The organism is Nocardioides sp., assembly GCF_964229035.1.
Classification (GTDB): domain Bacteria; phylum Actinomycetota; class Actinomycetes; order Propionibacteriales; family Nocardioidaceae; genus Nocardioides.
Window position 1 is genome coordinate 30,875 of the sequence record NZ_CAXRAZ010000051.1, and the last position, 20,019, is coordinate 50,893.

General features: G+C 73.5%; 22 protein-coding genes. 15 read left to right on the forward strand and 7 right to left on the reverse strand.

The window, feature by feature from the left end; genetic code table 11:
• Positions 1-61 precede the first annotated feature (61 nt).
• From ACERUN_RS15570 to ACERUN_RS15600, 7 genes are read left to right on the forward strand one after another with little or no spacing between them, the layout of a single operon-like run.
• Positions 62-721: a glycosyltransferase family 2 protein gene (locus tag ACERUN_RS15570; RefSeq protein WP_370290943.1), complete on the forward strand. Its 660-nt coding sequence runs from the start codon at positions 62-64 to the stop codon at positions 719-721.
• The gene (locus tag ACERUN_RS15575; protein ID WP_370290944.1) at positions 718-1,377 is read left to right on the forward strand and encodes a DUF2064 domain-containing protein; all 660 of its coding nucleotides are present in this window, start codon (positions 718-720) and stop codon (positions 1,375-1,377) included. The genes ACERUN_RS15570 and ACERUN_RS15575 overlap by 4 nt, the downstream gene beginning before the upstream one ends.
• Positions 1,374-2,012: a methyltransferase domain-containing protein gene (locus tag ACERUN_RS15580; protein WP_370290945.1), complete on the forward strand. Its 639-nt coding sequence runs from the start codon at positions 1,374-1,376 to the stop codon at positions 2,010-2,012. The genes ACERUN_RS15575 and ACERUN_RS15580 overlap by 4 nt, the downstream gene beginning before the upstream one ends.
• Entirely contained in the window at positions 2,012-3,217 is a 1,206-nt protein-coding gene (locus ACERUN_RS15585; RefSeq protein ID WP_370290946.1) for a molybdopterin-dependent oxidoreductase, read from the forward strand. Before ACERUN_RS15580 ends, ACERUN_RS15585 begins: the two co-directional genes overlap by 1 nt.
• Positions 3,214-3,648, forward strand: a complete 435-nt coding sequence (locus ACERUN_RS15590; protein ID WP_370290947.1) for a hypothetical protein — start codon at positions 3,214-3,216, stop codon at positions 3,646-3,648. The genes ACERUN_RS15585 and ACERUN_RS15590 overlap by 4 nt, the downstream gene beginning before the upstream one ends.
• A 2-nt stretch (positions 3,649-3,650) precedes the next feature.
• Complete coding sequence (locus tag ACERUN_RS15595) at positions 3,651-4,334, forward strand: response regulator transcription factor (RefSeq protein WP_370290948.1); 684 nt, start codon at positions 3,651-3,653, stop codon at positions 4,332-4,334.
• Entirely contained in the window at positions 4,331-5,461 is a 1,131-nt protein-coding gene (locus ACERUN_RS15600; RefSeq protein ID WP_370290949.1) for a sensor histidine kinase, read from the forward strand. Before ACERUN_RS15595 ends, ACERUN_RS15600 begins: the two co-directional genes overlap by 4 nt.
• A 22-nt stretch (positions 5,462-5,483) precedes the next feature.
• Here the strand turns inward: ACERUN_RS15600 and ACERUN_RS15605 are convergent, their stop codons facing one another.
• Positions 5,484-7,433, reverse strand: a complete 1,950-nt coding sequence (locus tag ACERUN_RS15605; protein ID WP_370290950.1) for a clostripain-related cysteine peptidase — start codon at positions 7,431-7,433, stop codon at positions 5,484-5,486.
• A gap of 260 nt (positions 7,434-7,693) precedes the next feature.
• On the opposite strand from ACERUN_RS15605, the gene ACERUN_RS15610 reads away from it, so the two are divergent.
• Positions 7,694-8,389 (forward strand): CPBP family intramembrane glutamic endopeptidase, encoded by a 696-nt coding sequence (locus ACERUN_RS15610; RefSeq protein ID WP_370290951.1) that lies wholly within the window; start codon positions 7,694-7,696, stop codon positions 8,387-8,389.
• Between the two features lie 62 nt (positions 8,390-8,451).
• Here the strand turns inward: ACERUN_RS15610 and ACERUN_RS15615 are convergent, their stop codons facing one another.
• The 3 genes from ACERUN_RS15615 to ACERUN_RS15625 are packed head-to-tail and all read right to left on the reverse strand — an operon-like array spanning position 8,452 to position 10,711.
• Positions 8,452-9,363 carry an NAD(P)H-binding protein gene (locus ACERUN_RS15615; protein WP_370290952.1) on the reverse strand — a complete coding sequence of 304 codons (912 nt, stop codon included), beginning with the start codon at positions 9,361-9,363 and terminating at the stop codon, positions 8,452-8,454.
• Between the two features lie 57 nt (positions 9,364-9,420).
• Complete coding sequence (locus ACERUN_RS15620) at positions 9,421-10,479, reverse strand: hypothetical protein (protein ID WP_370290953.1); 1,059 nt, start codon at positions 10,477-10,479, stop codon at positions 9,421-9,423.
• A 49-nt stretch (positions 10,480-10,528) separates the two neighbouring features.
• Positions 10,529-10,711 (reverse strand): DUF5999 family protein, encoded by a 183-nt coding sequence (locus ACERUN_RS15625; protein ID WP_370290954.1) that lies wholly within the window; start codon positions 10,709-10,711, stop codon positions 10,529-10,531.
• A 298-nt stretch (positions 10,712-11,009) separates the two neighbouring features.
• Here ACERUN_RS15625 and glmU point away from each other — a divergent pair, with 298 nt between their 5' ends.
• Complete coding sequence (gene glmU, locus ACERUN_RS15630) at positions 11,010-12,527, forward strand: bifunctional UDP-N-acetylglucosamine diphosphorylase/glucosamine-1-phosphate N-acetyltransferase GlmU (protein ID WP_370290955.1); 1,518 nt, start codon at positions 11,010-11,012, stop codon at positions 12,525-12,527.
• A gap of 310 nt (positions 12,528-12,837) precedes the next feature.
• Positions 12,838-13,818 (forward strand): ribose-phosphate diphosphokinase, encoded by a 981-nt coding sequence (locus ACERUN_RS15635; protein ID WP_370290956.1) that lies wholly within the window; start codon positions 12,838-12,840, stop codon positions 13,816-13,818.
• 55 nt (positions 13,819-13,873) lie between these two features.
• Here ACERUN_RS15635 and ACERUN_RS15640 read toward each other — a convergent pair whose 3' ends face one another.
• A complete protein-coding gene (locus ACERUN_RS15640) occupies positions 13,874-15,052 on the reverse strand; it encodes an ATP-binding protein (protein WP_370290957.1) in 1,179 nt (392 codons plus the stop codon).
• A 291-nt stretch (positions 15,053-15,343) separates the two neighbouring features.
• Here ACERUN_RS15640 and ACERUN_RS15645 point away from each other — a divergent pair, with 291 nt between their 5' ends.
• From ACERUN_RS15645 to ACERUN_RS15655, 3 genes are all read left to right on the forward strand, one after another.
• Positions 15,344-16,021, forward strand: a complete 678-nt coding sequence (locus tag ACERUN_RS15645) for a 50S ribosomal protein L25/general stress protein Ctc (protein ID WP_370290958.1) — start codon at positions 15,344-15,346, stop codon at positions 16,019-16,021.
• Between the two features lie 149 nt (positions 16,022-16,170).
• Positions 16,171-16,767, forward strand: coding sequence for an aminoacyl-tRNA hydrolase (pth, locus tag ACERUN_RS15650; RefSeq protein ID WP_370290960.1), 597 nt, complete (start codon positions 16,171-16,173; stop codon positions 16,765-16,767).
• Positions 16,768-16,808: 41 nt separating this feature from the next.
• Positions 16,809-17,600 (forward strand): 3'(2'),5'-bisphosphate nucleotidase CysQ, encoded by a 792-nt coding sequence (locus ACERUN_RS15655; RefSeq protein WP_370290961.1) that lies wholly within the window; start codon positions 16,809-16,811, stop codon positions 17,598-17,600.
• A gap of 33 nt (positions 17,601-17,633) precedes the next feature.
• Here ACERUN_RS15655 and ACERUN_RS15660 read toward each other — a convergent pair whose 3' ends face one another.
• Both ACERUN_RS15660 and ACERUN_RS15665 read right to left on the reverse strand, forming a co-directional pair.
• A complete protein-coding gene (locus tag ACERUN_RS15660) occupies positions 17,634-18,254 on the reverse strand; it encodes an alpha-ketoglutarate-dependent dioxygenase AlkB (protein WP_370290962.1) in 621 nt (206 codons plus the stop codon).
• Between the two features lie 64 nt (positions 18,255-18,318).
• Positions 18,319-18,732, reverse strand: coding sequence for a hypothetical protein (locus ACERUN_RS15665; protein ID WP_370290963.1), 414 nt, complete (start codon positions 18,730-18,732; stop codon positions 18,319-18,321).
• A 108-nt stretch (positions 18,733-18,840) separates the two neighbouring features.
• Here ACERUN_RS15665 and ACERUN_RS15670 point away from each other — a divergent pair, with 108 nt between their 5' ends.
• Together ACERUN_RS15670 and ACERUN_RS15675 are read left to right on the forward strand one after the other, a co-directional pair.
• Entirely contained in the window at positions 18,841-19,269 is a 429-nt protein-coding gene (locus tag ACERUN_RS15670) for a hypothetical protein (RefSeq protein ID WP_370290964.1), read from the forward strand.
• Positions 19,266-20,015 carry a hypothetical protein gene (locus tag ACERUN_RS15675; protein WP_370290965.1) on the forward strand — a complete coding sequence of 250 codons (750 nt, stop codon included), beginning with the start codon at positions 19,266-19,268 and terminating at the stop codon, positions 20,013-20,015. The genes ACERUN_RS15670 and ACERUN_RS15675 overlap by 4 nt, the downstream gene beginning before the upstream one ends.
• Positions 20,016-20,019: the final 4 nt, after the last annotated feature.

The following is a 20,019-nucleotide window of genomic DNA, read 5'->3' on the forward strand; positions in this document are numbered from 1 at the left end:
GTCACCTCACCGTAAGCATTGGCGGCCCCGAACGGGGCGCGGCGTTCCTAGCGTTGACGGCATGCAGAACACATGCACCCTGGTGCTCCCGTGCCTCGACGAGGGGGCGGCGCTGCGCCACCTCCTGCCGCAGGTGCCGCCCGGCCTCGCCGTGGTGGTGGTCGACAACGGATCGACCGACGACACCGCCGAGGTGGCCCGCGCGCACGGGGCACTCGTCGTCCACGAGGAGCGGCGCGGCTACGGCGCTGCCGTGCACCGCGGCATCGAGGCTGCGGCCACCGACCTCGTCGCGGTGATGGACGGCGACGGCTCGATGCTGCCGCGCGACCTCGCGCCGCTCATCGACCAGGTCAGCCGGGGTGCGGCCACCATGGCGGTCGGCCGGCGGCGTCCGGTGCGGCGCGGGGTCTGGCCCTGGCACGCCCGTCTGGGCAACCGCGTCGCGCTCGCGGTGCTGCGCCGCCGCACCGGCGTGCGGCTGCACGACATCGCCCCCGTGCGGGTGTGCGGCCGCGCCGAGCTGCTCGCCCTCGGTGTGGAGGACCGTCGCTTCGGCTATCCCGTCGAGCTGCTCGCCCGCGCCTCGCGCGCCGGGTGGGTGATCGACGAGCACGACATCGAGTACCACCCGCGCACGGCCGGCACCCGCTCGAAGGTGAGCGGCTCGGTGCGCGGCACGGTGCGTGCGGCGCGCGACTTCGCGAGCGTGCTGCGATGAGGGCCCGGGCCCTCGTGGTGGCCAAGGCGCCGGTCGCCGGTCGGGTGAAGACCCGCCTCGCCGCCACCGTCGGTGCCGACGCCGCGGCCCGGCTGGCCGCCGCATCGCTGGCCGACACGATCCTCGCCTGCCGGGAGGCTTTCGACGAGTGCCACCTGGCGCTCGAGGGCGACCTGGCCGAGGCCGTGGACGGCGAGCTGCTCACCGCGCTGCTGAGCGGCTGGCACGTGATGGCCCAGTGCGAGGGCGACCTCGGACGGCGCCTGGCCCACGCGCACGCCGCCGTCGGCGCCCGCTTCGGCGGGCCGGTGGTGCAGGTGGGCATGGACACGCCCCACCTCGACCCCGCCGCACTGCGCGCGATCGCCGACGCGTGCCGGCCCGGTGGCGCGGTGCTCGGTCCGGCCGAGGACGGCGGCTGGTGGGTGCTCGCGCTGCATGGCGGCGGCGGTGCCGCCGCGCTGGCCCCCGTGCCGACGTCCACCCCGACGACCGGGGCTGACACCCGCCGCGCCCTCGAGGACGACGGCCTGGTGGTCGAGCCGGCCGCGGTGCTGCGCGACGTCGACACCGCCGCCGACGCTCGCGCGGTGGCCGCCGCTGCTCCGGCGACGCGGTTCGCCCGCCGCTGGCGCGGGATCGAGGTGGCGGCATGACGGTGACCGCGCAGTCGACCGACCTCTTCGGCGCAGCCCTGCGCGGCGAGTTCTGCGAGGTGGTGGGCGACGGGGCCGCGGCGTTCCAGTTGCCCGTCGCCCGCTGGTGCGGTGCGGCCGATCGCTCCGACCGTGCGCTCCTGCGCCACTGCCGCGGGGCGACCCTCGACGTCGGCTGCGGGCCGGGCCGGATGGTCGAGCACCTCGCCCGCGCGGGCCGAGCGGCCCTCGGCATCGACGTCAGCCCGGAGGCGGTGGCGAGCACGGTGCGCCGCGGAGCCGCGGCGATCCTGCGCGACGTCCACGCGCCCCTGCCGGCCGAGGGCCGGTGGGAGACGGTGCTGCTCGCCGACGGCAACATCGGCATCGGCGGCGACCCGCGCCGCCTGCTCGCCCGGGTCGCGGGCCTGCTCGCTCCGGGCGGTCGTGTCGTGGTCGACCTCGCGCCGCCGGGTGCGGGCGTGCGCACCGACCGCGTGCGGCTGCGCACGACGGCGGCGACCAGCGAGCCGTTCGCGTGGAGCACGGTGTCGGTGGACGCCATCGACTCCCTCGCGAGGGCGGCGGGCTTCGTCGAGGTCCGCCGCTACTGCTCCGGCGGACGCTGGTTCGCCGTCGCGGTGAAGGCCGCCTGATGGGGCGCGTCACGGCCTACGCCGACCGGTTCAGCGCGCTCCGCCCGCCCGCCGAGGAGGACTTCACCTCGCCGCTGCGCAGTGCCGCGGTGGCGGCTCGGGTGGGCCTGTGGCTCGGGATCTGCTTCGGCCTCGCCTTCCTCACCGGCCTGATCAGCCACTGGGCGCAGGAGCCCGACGCGTGGCTGCCCTTCCCGACCCGCCCCACCTGGGGGTACCGCGTCACCCAGGGGCTCCACGTCGTCATCGGTGTGGCCGCCATCCCGCTGCTGCTGGTGAAGCTGTGGACGGTGTTCCCGAAGCTCTTCGCCCGGCCGCCGCGGGGGCTGCGGCGCGTCGTCCTCGAGGTCGGGGAGCGGGGCAGCATCGGCGTGCTCGTCGGCGCCGCGATCTTCCAGCTCGCCTCCGGCCTGGCCAACAGCGCGCAGTGGTACCCGTGGGACTTCCGCTTCCGCAGCACCCACTACGCGATGGGGTGGATCGCGGTGGGCGCCCTCGCCCTGCACATCGCGATCAAGCTCCCGGTGATCAGGACGGCGCTGGGGGAGCCCGTCGACTCCTCGACCCTCGACCGCGAGGGCGCGGATCCGGTCGCCTCGATCGCCCCCGGTGCCCTCGACCGTCGCGGGCTCGTGCGCACCGCGCTGCTGGCCGCCGGTGTCGCCGTGATCGCCACGGCGGGCTCCACCGTGCCGCTGTTGCGCCGCATCTCGGTGCTCGGCGTGCGCAGCGGCGACGGCCCAGGCGGCATCCCGATCAACAAGTCCGCCCGCGCCGCCGACGTCGTGGCCTCGGCGCTCAGCCCCGACTACCGGCTGACGGTCACGTTCGGCGCGAACTCCCGCGTCTTCACCCGCGAGGAGCTGGCCGCGCTGCGCCAGACCAGCCGAGAGCTCCCCATCGCCTGCGTCGAGGGGTGGAGCGCCAGCGGGCGCTGGTCGGGGGTGCGGCTGCGCGATCTGCTCGACCTGGTCGAGGCGCCGCGCGAGCGTGCCGTGCGCATCACCTCGCTGCAGCAGAGGGGGCCCTACCGGGCCACCGAGCTGCCCGCGCAGTTCGCCGACGATCCCTCCACGCTGCTCGCCCTCACCCTGGACGACGAGCCGCTCGCCCTCGACCACGGCTACCCCTGCCGCCTGATCGCGCCCAACCGGCCCGGCGTCCTGCAGACCAAGTGGGTCACCGACGTGGAGGTGCTCGCATGAGGATCCCGAACGCCGTGGACGCGGTGCGGGCGCTGGTCGGCCTGGTCGGCCTCGGCGTCGGGCTCTACGGACTGGTGCTGCTGCTCGACCTCGGCACCGACAACCTGCTGGCCACCGCCACCTGGGTGGTGGGCGGCATCGTCGTCCACGACGCGGTGCTCGCCCCGGCGACGATCGCGGTGGCGGTGCTCGCGGGGCTGCTGCTGCGGCGCCGGCTCCCGGGCGCCTGGGTGAGTGCCGCGGTGGTGCTGGCCACGGTCACCGTGGTGGGCATCCCGGTGCTCGGTCGGTTCGGCGCCCGCCCCGACAACCCGACGCTGCTCGACCGCGACTACGCCGTCGGCTGGGCGATCCTGGCCGTCGCCTGCGTGGCAGGCGGCATCATGGGCACCCTGGTCCGGCGTCGGGCCGCGGCACGGGAGGGGCGATGAGCATGGCGAGGATCCTCGTGACCGACGACGACGCGACCGTGCGCGAGGTCGTCGTCTCCTACCTGCGTGCCGGCGGGCACGACGTCGCCGAGGCGCAGGACGGCGTCGAGGCGCTCGCCAGCATGCGCGAGCAGCCCTCCGACCTCGTGCTGCTCGACCTGATGATGCCGCGCATGGACGGTCTCGAGGTGTGCCGCCGCCTGCGAGCCGTCGGCGAGGTGCCGATCATCATGCTGACCGCGCGCGGCGCGGAGACCGACCGCGTGGTCGGCCTCGAGGCCGGGGCGGACGACTACCTGACCAAGCCCTTCAGCCCGCGCGAGCTGGTGCTGCGCGTCGACGCCGTGCTGCGTCGCGTGGGGGAGCGGCGCACGCCGAGGACGGGGGAGCACCGCGATGGCGACCTCGTCGTCGACGTCGCCCGCCACGAGGCGACGCGGGCGGGCGTGCCGCTCGCGCTCACCTCGCGCGAGTTCGACCTGCTGGTCTTCCTTCTGACCCACCGCGGCGTCGCGTTCTCCCGCGAGGAGCTGCTGCAGCAGGTCTGGGGCTGGTCCTTCGGCGACCAGTCGACCGTGACCGTGCACGTGCGACGCCTGCGCGAGAAGGTCGAGCCCGATCCGCGCAACCCCACCCGGTTGGTGACGGTGTGGGGCGTGGGCTACCGCTGGCAGGAGGCGGCATGACGAGGGACGACCTCGAGATCGCGCTGGTCGCCGTCCGCTGGGCCGGCGCGATGGCGGTGCTGGGCCTCGGCGTCCTCTGGTTGCTGCGCCGCAACTCGCTGCGCTGGCTCGCCGCTGCGCTCGCGGTGCTGGCCGTGTCGATCGTCGCCGCCGGCGTGTTCGGCACGGCGCGGGCGATGTTCTACTCCAGCCACGACTACGGCGTCACGTTGCGCGTGCTCGTGGTGTCGATCCTGGTCGCGGCCGTCGCCGCCACGATCGCGGGCACGGTGCTCGCACGCTCTTCGGAGTCGGTGCGCCAAGAGGCTCGTCGCTTCGGTGAGAGCGGCTCGTTCACGGCTCCCGGACGACGCGGGCACGCCGAGCTCGACCACCTCGTCACCGAGCTCGAGCGCACCAGCGCCCGGCTCGCCGAGTCGCGCGAGCGCGAGGCGGCGCTCGAGCAGTCGCGACGCGAGCTGATCGCGTGGGTCTCGCACGACCTGCGCACCCCGCTGGCCGGGATGCGCGCCATGACCGAGGCGCTCGAGGACGGCATGGCGGACGACCCGGCTCGCTACCACCGCCAGATCGGCTCCGAGGTGGAGCGCATGGTGCGCATGGTCGACGACCTCTTCGAGCTCTCCCGCGTGCAGTCCGGAGCCCTGAAGCTCTCCATCGAGCACCTCTCGCTCGGCGACCTCGTCAGCGAGACGATCGCGAGCGCCGACCCGGTGGCCCGAGCCCGAGGTGTGCGCCTCGGCGGGGCGGTGGAGCACGGCCTGCAGGTGAGCGGCGACCCGGCCGAGCTCGCCCGCGTGCTCGGCAACCTGGTGATGAACGCGATCCGGCACACCCCCTCCGACGGCGAGGTCACCGTGGTCGGGCGCGCCGTGGACGACGGCGTCGAGGTCGCCGTGCACGACGGGTGCGGCGGCATCGACGAGGCCGACATGGAGCGGGTCTTCGACGTCGCCTGGCAGGCCAGTCCGGCCCGGCGCACGGGAGTCGAGGGCACTGAGGCGGTGTTCGGCAGCGGCGCCGGCCTCGGGCTGGCGATCGTCAAGGGCATCGTGGAGGCCCACGACGGCCGGGTGGAGGTCAGGAACGAAGCGGCGGGATGCCGCTTCCTCGTCCGCCTGCCCTGAGCGGCTCCCGCCGCGCCCGGCCTCAGCGCACCCGGATGTCGCGCCCCACGGTGCTCGTGTTGCCGCCGACGTCGGTGACGGTGAGCTCGAGGCGCATCGGGGTGCGCTTCTCCACCGGCTGGAGGTCGTAGGTGAGGTTGTCGAGGTCGGCGTAGAGACCGGTCTCGGTGGTGGCCACCCACTCCTCCTCGCCCTGCGCGTCGACGGTGAGGATCTCGGGCACGATGATGCCGTCGGGCTCGACGGTGAGCTCGCCGTAGGTCTCGGCGTCGGCGTCGTAGGCGTAGTAGACCTCGCTGATGATGTCGCCCTCCTCGTCGAAGACCAGCGAGAGCAGGGCGTCCTGGTAGGTCTCGCCGTCGACGTCGTCGGGCGCGTAGTAGGCCATCGGCACGTTGACGGTGTACTGCCCGTCGTCCTCGGCGCGCTCGAGCTGCAGGTAGGCCACCGCCTCGTCCTCGCCGTCGCTGATCACCAGCTGGGTCTGGTCGTAGAAGCCGGCGGCCACGGGCTCGCCGTCCTCGCCGATCTCGGCGAACTCCTCGCCGATGTAGCGCAGCGAGCCGTCGGCGTCCTTGAGGGCGTAGGCGATCGTGGCGCCGACCAGGTTGTCCTGGCCGATCTCGTCGTAGATCGAGCTGATGAGGTAGCCGTCGCCGTCGAACTCGACCTCGGTGGCGCCGTCGTCCAGCGAGGCGGACTCCTCGTCGGTGAGGGCGTCGCCGGCGCCGTAGTAGGCGTCGAGGAAGCCGTTCCAGCCCTTGGCCGTGCGCACCTTCGTGTAGGCGTCGTCGATGAGCTCGGAGTTCGGCGGGAAGTAGATCGAGAGCCCGGAGGCGCCCTTGGTGGCCTTGCCGTCGACCTTGGCCAGGGTCACGTCGTTCACCGCGCGGACGACGGCGTCGGCCTCGTCGGCCACGTCGAGCGCCTCCACGGCGATGCCGCCGGCCAGCAGGCCGAGGTCGAGCAGGTGCGCGTCCTCGGTCTCGTCGGGGCTGCGGGCGAAGCTCAGCGTCTTCTGGGCCACGCGTCCGACCGGACCGCTCACCTTGGCCGCCCGCTCGCCCAGGGCGTCGGCGAGCGCGTCGACGGCCTCGTCGACCTCCTTCATCCGGTCGAGGTCGAGCAGCGCGAGGGTGATCGACTCCTGGGTGTCCTCCTCCTTGGCCTGCTCCTTGAAGCCGTCGAGGATGGCCGAGCCGAGGTCGTCGGCGGAGATGTCCGGATCGTCGGCGGCCTGCTGGAGCACGGTGTAGTCCCAGCCGTGGCCGGGCTCGAGCTCCTGCGAGGCGATCAGGCGCTTCGCCAGCGGAGCCATGGCGCTGGCCACCTCGTAGCTGGCCATCAGGCAGGCGTCGAAGCCGAGCAGGTCCAGGCGGTCGAGGCCGGCTCGCTTCAGGCCGTCGCGGATGCCGCGGGTCATCTCGGCGAGGTCGAGCACGTTGTCGTCGGCGCCCTCGTCGGGCCCGATGCCGGGCCAGGAGGCGCCGTGGTCGGAGATGATGAGCGCATACTTCTGCGCCGGTCGGTCGGCGATGCCCTGGGCGATGAAGTCGGCCAGCACGGCCGGGTCGGCCGAGTCGACGTCGCCGAGGTCGTCGACCAGCTCGCTCTTCCTGTCCGGCAGCACGTCGAGCACGCGCGCACCGACCCAGTTGCCCTGGTCGAGCGCCTTGGCCTTGCCGTACTCCTTCGAGCGGTCCATGAACGCCCGCAGCTGAAGGCCGCCCTGCGTGCCCACCTCACCCATCTCGTTGAGGTCGTCGACCATGAAGGGTTCGAGGTCGGTGTCGGCCATCGAGTAGTGCAGCACCGTCCACCCCTCGCCGGCGCGCGGGTCGGGGGTGCCGTCGTCCTCGCTGGCCGTGCAGGCGCTCAGCAGCGCGGCGGGCAGCATCGAGGCCGCGGCCGCGCTGCGCAGGCGCCGGGAGCGCGATCGGGCCGGGTTCCGTGGGCGGAGCGAGGCGAGCATGAGCGGATCGTAGGTCCGAGACCGCCGCCGGGAGGCCGGAATCGGGGGATGGCCCCCGGTCTCCCGGCGCCGGCCCAGGGCGTCACGTCGACGGTCGCCGTCAACCGGCGGCGGGCGACCAGCACAGCGCAGGGGTCGCGGTCGTCGTCACGGGCAGGAGGAGGGATGGCCGCCGCGACGTCCGGAGGGCGTGCGCCGCCCGAGGCGGCTGGCTCGGCCACGTAGGTTGGAGCCAGAGCCCGAAGGGAGTGGACACCACCGTGCAGACATGGCTTCGCAGGTCGCTGTGGGACGTCGTCCCCCGTGACCACCGCGAGAGCACCGTGGCGCTGCGGCGTCGACAGCTCATCGTGATCGGTGTCGTCCTCACCGGCGCGGTGCTGCTGGGCATCTCGCTGCGCATCGAGCCGGGCAGCGTGTGGTTCTACCCGGCCACCTTCGCCCTCGCCGGGGTCTGGACGGCGGGCGCCTTCATCTCCGGCCCCCTCCACCTGGGCCGCATCGCCACGTGGGACGGCGACGGGCGGCTCGTGCGCCCCGTCCTGGCGCCCATCATGCTGGGCCTCGCCCTGGCCGCGGTGTTCGTGGTGGGCGGGCTCATCGTGCGCGAGATCCCGTGGCTCGACCAGCAGGTGCGCTCGGTGGTCGACTTCGCCGACCAGGGCTCGATCCCGCTGCTCATCGTCGTCACCGCGGTCAACGGGGTCGCCGAGGAGCTCTTCTTCCGCGGCGCGGCCTACGCGGCCGTGCCCCGCAACCCGGTGCTGTGGACGTCGATCGCCTACGTGATCGCCACGCTCGCCACCGGCAACATCATGCTGGCCTTCGCCGCGATCCTGCTGGGCGCGCTGGTGGGTCTGGAGCGGCGGGCCTCGGGCGGCATCCTCGGGCCGATCCTCACGCACTGCACGTGGTCGCTCACGATGCTCTTCGCGCTGCCGCTGCTCTTCGGCTGAGCCCGCTCGCTTCCGGTCACCCGATCGAAGAGGCGGTCAGGCGTCAGCGACCGCCGTGCGGCTCAGACCGTCTGCCCCTCCCGGAGCCGCTCGGCGAGGGCGCGCTGCACGGCCTCGCGGTAGCTGAGCGGCTCGCCGGGCACGACCTGGCGGATGCGGTGGTCGGTGACGACCACCTCGGTGCTCATGGAGTCGATGAGGTTGCGACCGGTGACGACGTCGATGTCGGTGACGAACGAGAGCCAGTACGACGACAGCCGCGGCGTCAGGACCGGCACCGGTACCACCGGTACCGAGCGCCCGTTGGCCACCTCGGAGGCCACGGTGAGCATGTCGACGTACGTCATCTGCTCGGGCCCGCCCACCTCGAACACCTGCCCCAGCGCGTCGGGGTGGTCGATCACGCCGGCCAGGTAGCGGATGATGTCGTCGAGCGCGATCGGCTGCGTGCGGGTGCTCGTCCAGCGCGGGACGATCATCGCCGGCAACCGCTTGATCAGCTGGCGGGTGAGCTCCCAGCTGATGCCGCCGTGGCCGACCACGATCGCGGCGCGCAGCACGGTGACCGGCACGCCCGCCTCGCCGAGCAGGCCCTCCACCTCACGACGCGAGCGCAGGTGCGGCGAGAGCTCCTCGTCGTCCGCGCCGAGGCCGCCGAGGTAGATGATCTGGCGCACGCCCGCCTCCGCGGCGACACGGCCGAAGGTGCGCGCCGCTGCGGCGTCGCGGGTCTCGAAGTCGTGGTGGTCGAGGGAGTGGACGAGGTAGATCGCCACCTCGACGCCCGCGAGGGCGCGGGCGAGCGCGGCCTCGTCGGCGACGTCGGCGCCGACGGGCACACCGAGGCCGTCGTAGGACTCCGGGCGACGGGTCATCGCCCGCACCTGCAGCCCACGCTCGACCAGCACGGGGACCAGGCGGCGACCGACGAATCCGGTCGCCCCGGTCACGAGGACGGTCGTGGGCTGCTCCATGCAGCGAGCCTACGGGCCGTGAGGAAGAACACCAGGGCCGCCGAGGTCGGCGCGCGATCAGGCGAGGATCGAGGCGACCTCGGGGGAGGCGTAGAACTCGGCGAGCCGCGCGCGCAGCACCCGCTCGAGGTCGCCGCTCGCGAGCACCGCGGCGACGCCGCGTCGTCCGCAGGCCAGGCCGTGCTCGACGAGCACGTCGCGCTCGAGGCCGAGGTCGGTGACGAGCGTGGTGACGGGGTGCTCGCCGTAGCACTCGAAGAACCCGTCGACCAGGGCGTCGAGCACCGCGAGCACCGGCGCGGTGGGCGCTCCGGCGATCACGATGTCCTGGATGAGCGCGGCCACGCGGTGGATGTCGTCGCGCTCGAAGGTGTCCGAGAGCGGCGGCACGTCCTGGACGGCGTAGAGGTCGAAGACCTCGAGCACGGCGCTGCGGGTCGTGGGGTCCTTGAGGATCTCGACGATGATCTTGTTGAGCCGGCGCATCGCGAAGGCCGCGCCCTTGGCGGCGGTGTCGCCCAGCACCGCCTCGAGTTGCTTGTCGGCGGCACCGACGACCTTGCCGGCCATCTTCCCGGCGGCGCCGGCGCCGAAGCCCACGAGTCCGCCGACACCGGGGATCTTCTCGGCCATCGCGCGGTTGGAGGCCATCACGTCGGTGACGATCTTGGTGACGAAGCGCGAGGCGAGCCCGGCCACGAGGGGGCTGCGGGTGAGGTCGTCGAGCGCCGTGCCCACGAGGTCGGCGCTGCCGAGCACCTCGTCGGCGATGCGCTCCACGTTCTCGCGGTCGAGGACGTCGGCCAGCGTGAACGGGCGGCCGGGGCCCTCGTAGGCCACGTCGGCGGCCATCTCGACCAGCGTGCTGGCGGCCGTGCTCGGCGGCACCAGGGTGAACAGCGCCCGGGCTGCGGACTTGACCGCCTCGACGTCGACCAGCTCGGCGAACGTGATGCGGGAGCCGATCTCGAGCAGCTCGTCGGTCTCGCGGCGGATGCTCGCCTCGAGCTCGTCACCGCTCACCCGGGCGATCAGCCAGGCGACCTGCGCGTCGAGCAGGCGCTGGGCCTGGGGGGAGAGCTGCTCGGACGGCTGGGCCGGGGGCGTCGTGGTCACGCGGCGAAGCGTAACCGCGGGGCCGCCCGGCCCGTCGCCGTCCGAAGGATCAGGCCGAGCGGGGCAGCAGGACCTGGATCTGACCCTCGGGGGTCAGGTACGCGCCGTCGTCGAAGAGGATGACGCCGTTGCAGAGCCGGCACCAGCCCTGCTCCATGTGGTCGGCGATGACGTGGGCGCTGGTGCAGGCGGGGTCGGCCGCCTCCGGGCACTGCGGTGAGTGGTGACACATCGTCGTGCTCCCTTCCTTGGGTTTCGGTCCCGGTCGCGGATCGGTGTGGTGCACCTCACCTCTCGCGGGTTCTTCTCCAGTGGTACGCCACATCGGCGGGCAGCGCAGCGGCTTTCGACGATCTGTGGACAGAAGTTCCCTCTTCGGTCCGGTCGGCGCCCGTCCTGGTCCTTCCGGGCCATGGGTCCGGGACGTCTCGGGCCATCGCGGGCGCGATCTGTACGGACCACGCCGACGGTGGTCGGGGCCCAGCCCCGGTGGACGTCGAGCGCGGGCTCGCGCTGATTAGGCTGCCCCGGTGAGCACCTTCGACGACGCTGCCGCCGCGACCGCCCCGACCTCCGCCGCGCCCCCCGCTGAGCAGGGCGCGGACGGCTCGGCGCTGACGGTCGTCGTCCTCGCTGCCGGTGGAGGCACACGGATGCGGTCGAAGACGCCCAAGGTGCTGCACCGCATCGGTGGGCGCAGCATGGTGGGGCACGTGCTCGCCGCCGTCGCGGCGCTGCAGCCGGCCCGTGTCGTGACGGTGATCGGACACCAGCGCGAGCTCGTGGGTCCCCACGTCGAAGAGACGATGCCCGGCGTCGTGCTGGCGGTGCAGGAGGAGCAGCTCGGCACGGGGCACGCGGTGCGCATCGCGCTCGAGGCGCTGCCCGAGCCGCCGTCCACGGGCACGGTGCTCGTCGCCTACGGCGACACCCCCCTGCTCGAGGCCGCCACCTTGAGCGCCTTCACCGAGGCCCACCGTGCCGCGGGCGCTGCCGTGAGCATCCTCAGCGGTGTGGTCGCCTCGCCGTTCGGCTACGGCCGGGTGGTGCGCAACGCGGAGGGGCACGTGGAGGCGATCGTCGAGGAGAAGGACGCCGACGACGCCCAGCGCGCCATCACCGAGATCAACTCCGGCATCCTCGCCTTCGACGCCGCCTTCCTGGCCGAGGTCGTGGGGCGCTTCGCCAACGACAACGCCAACGGCGAGTACTACCTCACCGACGCGGTGAAGCTGGCTCGCGCCGACGGCCTGCTCGTCACCGCCCACCCCGTGGACGACGCCCTCCAGACCGAGGGCGCCAACGACCGCGCCCAGCTGGCGGTGCTCGGCCGCGAGATGAACCGCCGCATCGTCGAGCGCTGGATGCGCGCCGGCGTCACGGTGATGGACCCCGCCACCACCTGGATCGACGCCGACGTGACCCTCGCCCCCGATGTCACGGTGCTGCCGGGCACGCAGCTGCTCGGCACCACCACCGTGGCCGAGGACGCCGTCGTCGGCCCCGACACCACCCTCGAGGACTGCGAGATCGGCGCCGGCGCCCGGGTCGTGCGCACCTACGGCCAGCTCGCCACGATCGGTGCGGGGGCCACGGTCGGCCCGTTCTCCTACCTGCGCCCGGGCACCGAGCTCGGGGCCGACGGCAAGATCGGCGCCTTCGTCGAGACCAAGAACGCCCGCATCGGCGAGGGCGCGAAGGTGCCGCACCTCTCCTACGTCGGCGACGCCGAGATCGGGGAGGGCACCAACATCGGCGCCGGCACGATCTTCGCCAACTACGACGGGGTGAACAAGCACCGCACCACCGTGGGCGCCCACGCCCGCACCGGCTCGAACAACACCTTCATCGCCCCCGTCACGATCGGCGACGGCGCCGGCACCGCCGGCGGCACCGTGGTGCGCCGCGACGTGCCGCCGGGCGCGCTGGCCGTCAGCTCCTCGCCCCAGCGCAACCTCGAGGGCTGGGCGATCTCCCGGCGCGCCGGCACCGCGCAGGCGGCGGCCGCCGAGGCCGCCCGCGACGCCGCCGCCCGCGACGCCGAGTAACGACGTGGACGCCGATGGAGCCGCGCCGCCGCGCGACGGCATGTAACACGCCGTCCACCGTTCTACCCAGCCGTTGTCAGTCGCTCAGGTGCCCTCAGGGGCCTGCCCGCGACTGACTCGCGGCAGGTGGATGACGTAACGGCGTGTTACATCTCACCCCGCCCACCGGCCCGCCCACGCGTCCGCCCACGCCCCCGCCCACCCGCCCGCCGCAGGTGAACGGCCGGGGAACGGACGGCGAGTTGGGCGAGTGGTCCGGAAGCGGCAGAATCGCGTGCGGCCGAGCCGTCGATCCAGGGGAGTCACCGTCGTGAGCGGACTGAAGCGGACGACCGAGAAGAACCTGATGGTCTTCTCCGGGCGCGCACATCCCGAGCTGGCCGACGAGGTGGCCAACCTGCTCGACCAGGAGCTCGTGCCGACCTCGGCCTACGAGTTCGCCAACGGCGAGATCTACGTGCGCTACGAGGAGTCGGTGCGCGGGTGCGACGCCTTCGTGATCCAGAGCCACACCACGCCGATCAACGAGTGGATCATGGAGCACCTGATCATGGTCGACGCGCTCAAGCGCGCCTCGGCCAAGCGGATCACGGTGGTCATGCCGTTCTGGGGCTACAGCCGTCAGGACAAGAAGCACCGTGGCCGCGAGCCCATCTCGGCCCGCCTGATGGCCGACCTCTTCCGCACCGCCGGCGCCGACCGCATCATCACCGTCGACCTCCACGCCGACCAGCTGCAGGGCTTCTTCGACGGCCCCGTCGACCACCTGATGGCGCTGCCGGTGCTCACCGACTACATCAAGGACAAGTACGGCGACCAGCCCCTCGCCGTCGTCTCGCCGGACGCCGGCCGCATCAAGGTCGCCGAGCGCTGGTCGGCCCGCCTCGGCGGCGCGCCGCTGGCCTTCATCCACAAGACCCGCCGCACCGACGTGGCCAACGAGGTCGTCGCCAACCGGGTCGTCGGCGACGTCAAGGGCCGTATCTGCGTGCTCACCGACGACATGATCGACACCGGCGGCACCATCGTGAAGGCCGCCGAGGCCCTCATGGCCGACGGTGCCGCGGGCGTCATCATCGCCGCCACGCACGCGATCCTCTCGGGCCCGGCGGTCGACCGGCTCAAGAACAGCCCGGCCGTCGAGGTGGTCATCACCAACACGCTGCCGGTGCCGCCGGAGAAGCAGTTCGACAAGCTCACCACCCTCTCCATCGCTCCGCTGGTGGCCCGCGCCATCCGCGAGGTCTTCGAGGACGGCTCGGTCACCTCGATGTTCGAGGGCCACGCCTGAGCCCTCGTCCACCCCGAGGTGGACGGCGGCCGGTCCCGGCCGGCGGCCGGACTCCTCAGTCGTCGAGCGCCCGCACGAACGCGCCGAACCCGGGCAGGGTGAAGCGCACGAGCCCGTGCCCCACCGGCTCGATCACGCCCTTCTCGATGAGCCGCTCGCGCGGTGCGCTGATGGAGCGGGAGTCGCGGCCCATGCCCGCGGCGATCGCCGCGCGGGTGACGTTGTCGAGACCGGTGGCCGCCATCGCGTGCAGGAACGCCTGCTCGGTGGGGGTGGCCGATCCCCAGCGCGCGCGGTGCATCGCCTGCAGCTGGCGCCGCGCCTCCGGCACCCCGCGCCGCACGTCGGCCACGCCGAGGAGATCACCGGGCTGCGGATCGGCGGCGTCCCAGGTGCTGCTGCCCATGAGCTGCAGCAGGTAGGGGTGGCCGTGCGCTTCGGCGAGGACGGCGCCCAGGGCGGCGTCCGACCAGCGCACCTCGGCGTCGGCGGCGGGCGCGGTGAGCACCGCCCGGGCATCGGCGTCGTCGAGGACGTCGAGGGCGACGTAGGTGCTGCGTTCGCCGAAGGTCGCCGCGCGCGTGAGGGCCTCGGGGGTGACGGGCAGGCCCGCTCCGACCACGGCCAGCGGATTCGTCTCGCGGGCACCGTCGAGGTACTGCAGCGCGTTGAGCAGCGTGGCCATGTCGTCGGGCAGTGCGGTGTGCAGCTCGTCGAGCAGTACGAGCAGGCCGGCTCCACCGCGCTCGCGCACCAGGGCGGCAGTGTCGTGGAGCAGAGACTCGAGGGCCGCGATCGGTGCCTGGCCGAGATCGGGGCGGCGCGCCCCGCCCTCGCCGGTGGCCAGCGTGGCGCCGACTCTCGCGCCCGGGATGCCGACCTCCACGCTCACCCGGTCGAGACGCTCGCGCCATCCGCCGCCGGAGGGCAGGACGTCGGCACGCTCCAGCGCGGTGCGCAGGCTGGCGACGATCTCGGGCAGAACGGGCCGCTGGCGCGAGCACGCCGTCCACGCCACGACGAAGCCGAGCGCCTCGGCGCGACGCTGGGCCGTGCGCAGCAGCGAGGTCTTGCCGATCCCGCGGGGGGCGTGGAAGACCAGCAGCGGGCCGCCGAGCTCGCCGAAGGCCACGACGCGGGCGAGCAGATCCTCCACCCGGCGCAGCTCGGCGGCGCGTCCGGCGAACACCCGCGGCACCTGGCCGGGGGTGTAGGGGTTGGTAAGCGACGGCACGCTGCCTCCCGAGGCGATCGATTCCGATACTCGCGGAAAGTATCAAGGGGTATCGACACAACTGCCCGGGCACGCACTCGTCGGATTTCGTCCCCCGGCGTCGTCGCGGGTAGCCTCTCCAGGTTGCCTCGGCGAGGGAGCACCCGCTTCTGTGACTCCGTGATCGACTGGGCCGGCACGTCATCGACGCCGCCGCGCGCCCTGCCGATCATCGGGTGAGGGAAGCGCGGCGTTCCTGCTTTTCGAGCCGCGGCAGCACGCCGGATCCACCGCACAACCGCAGGAGCACCCATGAGCACCGAGAAGATCACCGCCGAGGTCCGCACCGAGTTCGGCAAGGGCGCCGCCCGCCGCATCCGCCGCGAGCACAAGGTCCCCGCCGTCGTCTACGGCCACGGCAACGACCCGATCCACCTGACCCTCCCGGGCCACGACACGATGATGGCGCTCAAGCACGGCGGCGCGAACGCCCTGCTCGAGCTCGAGTTCGACGGCACCACCCAGCTCGCCCTCACCAAGCAGGTGCAGGTCGACCCGGTCCGCCGCGTGCTCGAGCACGTCGACTTCGTGGCCGTCAAGCGCGGCGAGAAGGTCACCGTCGACGTCCCTGTCGTGGTCGTCGGCGACGCCAAGCCCGAGACCCTCGTCGTCACCGAGAACGCCACCGTGCAGATCGAGGCCGAGGCCACCAACATCCCCGAGACCTTCGAGATCGACGTCACCGACGCCGAGGTCGGCACCCAGTTCCTGGCCGAGCAGATCGCCCTGCCGAACGGCGCCACCCTGCTCTCCGACGCCGACCTGCTCGTCGTCAACGTCACCGCCGCGCCCACTGCGGAGGAGATCGAGGCCGAGCTGGAGGAGGCCGAGGCCGAGGCCGGCATCGAGCGCGACGAGCCCGAGGACGCCACCGAGGGCGACGACGACGCCGCCGAGGGCGAGAACGCCGAGGACGGCGACAGCGAGTGATCCTCAGCCGGCTCAGGTGGTACCTGGGCCGACTGATCTCCCCGGCGCGGACCTCCGCGCCGGGGAGTTCGGCTGTCCGGGGCGATGACGCCGCGGACGCCGGCCCGAGCGGCACCGACCAACCCGACGAGCAGGGGAGCGAAGCGGCGATGAGCGACACCACCGCCGAGGTCTGGCTGGTCGTCGGCCTGGGCAACCCCGGCCCCTCCTACGCCGGCCACCGCCACAACATCGGCTACCTCGTCGTCGACGAGCTGGCCCGCCGCCTCGGCAGCGGTTTCCGCGCCCACAAGACCGGCCGCGCTGACGTCGTCGAGGGTCGGCTCGGAGCGCCGGGCAGCGGGCCGCGCGTCGTCCTCGCGAAGCCGCGCTCCTACATGAACGAGGTCGGCGGCCCCACCAAGGCCCTCGCCACCTTCTACAAGGTCACGCCCGAGCGCATCGTCGCGATCCACGACGAGCTCGACATCGACTTCGGCACCCTGCGCATCAAGAAGGGTGGCGGCGACAACGGCCACAACGGCCTCAAGTCGCTGCGATCCTCCTTCGGCAGCGGCGAGTTCTACCGCGTGCGCGCCGGCATCGGCCGCCCGCCGGGGCGCCAGGACGTCGCCGACTTCGTGCTGTCGAACTACAACGGCACCGAGCGCAAGGAACTCCCGTTCCAGGTCGACTCGGCCGCCGACGCCGTCGAGAGCCTCGTCACGGTGGGCCTCGAACGCACCCAGCAGCGCTTCAACTCCTGACGCCGGCTCCGCCGCCCGGGCGGGCGGCTAGGGTGACGCGCGTGAGTGCGCCGCTGCCCGTCCCCGCGCCCGAGGTCGTCGCCGACGACCACCGACTCGCCGGCTGGTTGGCCGAGGCGGCCGGCGAGCGCCTGCTCGCTGTCCGCGCCGAGGGGCTCGAGGGCAAGGCCCTCAAGGACGCCGGCGACCGCGCCGCCCACGAACTGCTCGCCGCACTGCTGGCCACGCACCGCCCCGACGACGCCGTGCTGTCGGAGGAGGCCCTCGAGACGGCCGTCGACAAGGACGCGCGGCTGCGCGCCGATCGCGTGTGGATCGTTGACCCGCTCGACGGCACCCGCGAGTTCTCCGAGCCCCCGCGCGACGACTGGGCCGTGCACGTGGCCCTGTGGCAGAGCGGCGACCTCGTGGCGGGCGCGGTCGCGCAGCCCGCGCTCGGTGAGACCTTCTCGACCGACCCTGCGCCGCAGGTGCCGGCGTCGTCGTCCACGCGCCCGCGGATCGCGGTGTCGCGCAGCCGTCCGCCCGCCTTCGTCGAGGCCCTGGCCGCCGCGCTCGACGCCGAACTGGTGCCGATGGGCTCGGCGGGGGTGAAGATGATGTCGGTCGTGCGCGACGTCGCCGACGCCTACGTGCACGCCGGTGGGCAGTACGAGTGGGACTCCGCCGCCCCGGTGGCCGTGGCCCGTGCGGCGGGGCTGTTCACCTCCCGGGTCGACGGCTCGCCACTGCGCTACAACCGGGCCGACGTCTACCTCCCGGACGTCGTGGTGTGTCGTCCCGAGCTCGCCGAGCGGATCCTCGCCTTCATCGCCGAGCACGGCACCGACTGAGCCGCGCGAGGCGTCGGGGGAGCGCGGCCCCTGTCAGAACACGTTGAGCGGGCGGAACTGCACGGAGATGCGAGGGCCGACCGCCGCGACCTTGGGCACCGCGTGCTCCCAGGTGCGCTGGCAGGAACCGCCCATGACGACGAGGTCGCCGTGGCCCATCTCGACGGCGAAGGCCTCCTCGCGGCGCTCCGGATCGCGCGGTCGCAGGTGCAGGCGGCGGGGGTCGCCCACCGAGACGATGGCCACCATGGTGTCGTGGGTCGAGCCCCGGCCGATGGTGTCGCCGTGCCACGCCACGCTGTCGCGGCCGTCGCGGTAGAAGCAGCAGCCGGCCGTGCGGAACGGCTCGCCCAGCTCGTCGCGGTAGTGCTCGCTCAGCGCCTCGCGAGCCTCCGTGAGCGCGGGGTGCGGCAGCTCCTCGCCGATCATGTAGGTGTAGACGAGGCGCGGCACGTCGACCACGCGGTCGTACATCGCCCGCCGCTCCGTGCGCCACGGCACGTCGCGCACGAGCGTGGCCAGCACGTCGTCGGCGTGGGGCAGCCAGCCCCGGGCGACGTCCACCCAGGCGCCGGCGCTGAGCTCGCGACGCTCGAGTGCCGCGGGCTGCACGTCGTCGGCCTCGAACAGGGTGGTCTGGAAGTCCACGCTCATGCCGCGAGGATACGCCACCGTTCGAACAGGTGTTCGTAGCGGTGCGCGGCGGGTCGGGTGGCGCTCAGGCGGATCCGAGCGCGCCGAGGGCGGCGATCACCCGTCCGGACTCCTCGCAGATCCAATGCGGATCGGGGCCGCCGAGGTCGGGCTCGACGTGCAGCGCGTGCACCGGACCGGCGTCGCAGGCGGTGCACACCGGCCACAGGCCCTGCGGATCGTGGCGCCCGAACCGGTCGGCGAGGTGCTCCTGCACGTCCTGCGCGATGAGGCCCGGCACGAACGGAGCGCCCTCGGCCCACTGCTCCAACCACCACCGGCGCTCGGAGCAGACCTCCTCGAGCACCGTCACCGCGTCGGCCGTGGCGAGCGCGCGCGCCTGCAGGTCGGCCAGCACGAGGGCCCGCGCGGCGTAGATCGGGGTGTCGTCGACGGGTTCGTCCGCCGGCTCGCTGACGGGGTCCACGGGGTCGTCCACAGCTCCATTGTGGTCGGGTTTGTCCCCAGCCCCGCAGCGGGCAGGGGCCGGGCCCTCGCTCCTCGGCGTCCCCGGCGCCGTGGACGCCGCTCTCCCGGAAGGCCCGCCATGCCCCAGCTCCTCAGCCAGCCCCTCGGTCAGCCCCTGAGCCCGCCCGTCTCGTCGCAGGAGATGGAGGTCGCCGCGTGGTCCGACCTCGATCTCCTCGTCGCCGACCTCGACACCCTCACCGAGCACCTCGGCGCCCTCGGCTCCTACGGGCGACGCTGGGTGTGCCGGCCCGACGGCGTCCAGACGAGTCCCGTGTGCCTCCTGCGCCCTGTCGCCGGCGCCTTCGACCTCCTCTCAGAAGCCCTGCGCGACCTCGAGGACGCCGCGCGCGCCGACCTCATCGCAGTGCAGGCTGCTGTCGTGGCCGGCGCCGCCGACCTGCACGCCACCGATGGTCGCGTGCAGCGGTCGATGGGAGCCGTCGCCGGCGGCGTCGAGGTCGTCGCAGCGCCGGCGCTCGGCCCTGTGACGGCGGCCGCCGCATGAGTCTCGCCGCGATCGTCGCCGCCGACCTGCCGGCTCCGGTGCAGGAGCCGCCGCGCGTGCACGACGCGTCCTTCGCCCACCTGTGCGAGGTCTACGACGGCGCCCGCCAGGCCGTCAGCGAGGGCATCGACCTGCTGCGCGGTCTCGGTCTCGGGTTGCCGTCGCTGCCCGAGGCGGGCCTGGAGGAGCTCGTCGTGCTGCCCGTCAGCGGCGACGGCGCCGCCCTGCGCGCCAACGCGGAGGCGGCGCGCCACCTCGAGTCCGGCCTGCACGTCCACGCCGCGCAGCTCGCGGCGCTGGGGGCGCAGGTCGCGCTGCGGTGGCGCGGTCTGGCCGGGCCGGGGTGCGTCGTCCGATTGGAGCAGCACGCCCTCGCCGTGGAGGGGCTCGCGCTGACCCTCACCCCCCTGGCCGTCGGGCTCGACGAGCTCGCGCGCTTCTGCGACCGCGTCGCCGAGGAGGTCGAGCGGCTCGTGGTCGAGCTCGTGCGCATCGTGCGCCGCCTCGTGCTGCGCCTGCTCGCGAGGCTCTCGGGCCCCGGCGGCTGGGCGGCGGTGGCCGCCGAGTTCGCGATCCGAGGCATCGAGGTGGTCGCCGACATCGTCGACGACGTCGAGCGGGTCATCGCCCTGCTGCAGCGCTGCGAGCAGATCAAGGACGACGTCGTCGCCGCCGCCCACGACCACCGCCGGCGCATCGAGGAGGTGGGCGATCTCGTCGCGTCGGTCGGCCGCCGCCTGCGGTGAGCCG

Coding starts and splice junctions, on each gene's coding strand:
- ACERUN_RS15625 (WP_370290954.1), bottom strand. CDS start 10,711: ATGTGTCACCACTCACCGCAGTGCCCGGAGGCGGCCGACCCCGCCTGC.
- ACERUN_RS15605 (WP_370290950.1), bottom strand. CDS start 7,433: ATGCTCGCCTCGCTCCGCCCACGGAACCCGGCCCGATCGCGCTCCCGG.
- ACERUN_RS15585 (WP_370290946.1), top strand. CDS start 2,012: ATGGGGCGCGTCACGGCCTACGCCGACCGGTTCAGCGCGCTCCGCCCG.
- ACERUN_RS15570 (WP_370290943.1), top strand. CDS start 62: ATGCAGAACACATGCACCCTGGTGCTCCCGTGCCTCGACGAGGGGGCG.
- ACERUN_RS15575 (WP_370290944.1), top strand. CDS start 718: ATGAGGGCCCGGGCCCTCGTGGTGGCCAAGGCGCCGGTCGCCGGTCGG.
- ACERUN_RS15615 (WP_370290952.1), bottom strand. CDS start 9,363: ATGGAGCAGCCCACGACCGTCCTCGTGACCGGGGCGACCGGATTCGTC.
- ACERUN_RS15600 (WP_370290949.1), top strand. CDS start 4,331: ATGACGAGGGACGACCTCGAGATCGCGCTGGTCGCCGTCCGCTGGGCC.
- ACERUN_RS15660 (WP_370290962.1), bottom strand. CDS start 18,254: ATGAGCGTGGACTTCCAGACCACCCTGTTCGAGGCCGACGACGTGCAG.
- ACERUN_RS15675 (WP_370290965.1), top strand. CDS start 19,266: ATGAGTCTCGCCGCGATCGTCGCCGCCGACCTGCCGGCTCCGGTGCAG.
- ACERUN_RS15670 (WP_370290964.1), top strand. CDS start 18,841: ATGCCCCAGCTCCTCAGCCAGCCCCTCGGTCAGCCCCTGAGCCCGCCC.
- ACERUN_RS15645 (WP_370290958.1), top strand. CDS start 15,344: ATGAGCACCGAGAAGATCACCGCCGAGGTCCGCACCGAGTTCGGCAAG.
- ACERUN_RS15595 (WP_370290948.1), top strand. CDS start 3,651: ATGGCGAGGATCCTCGTGACCGACGACGACGCGACCGTGCGCGAGGTC.
- ACERUN_RS15580 (WP_370290945.1), top strand. CDS start 1,374: ATGACGGTGACCGCGCAGTCGACCGACCTCTTCGGCGCAGCCCTGCGC.
- pth (WP_370290960.1), top strand. CDS start 16,171: ATGAGCGACACCACCGCCGAGGTCTGGCTGGTCGTCGGCCTGGGCAAC.
- ACERUN_RS15590 (WP_370290947.1), top strand. CDS start 3,214: ATGAGGATCCCGAACGCCGTGGACGCGGTGCGGGCGCTGGTCGGCCTG.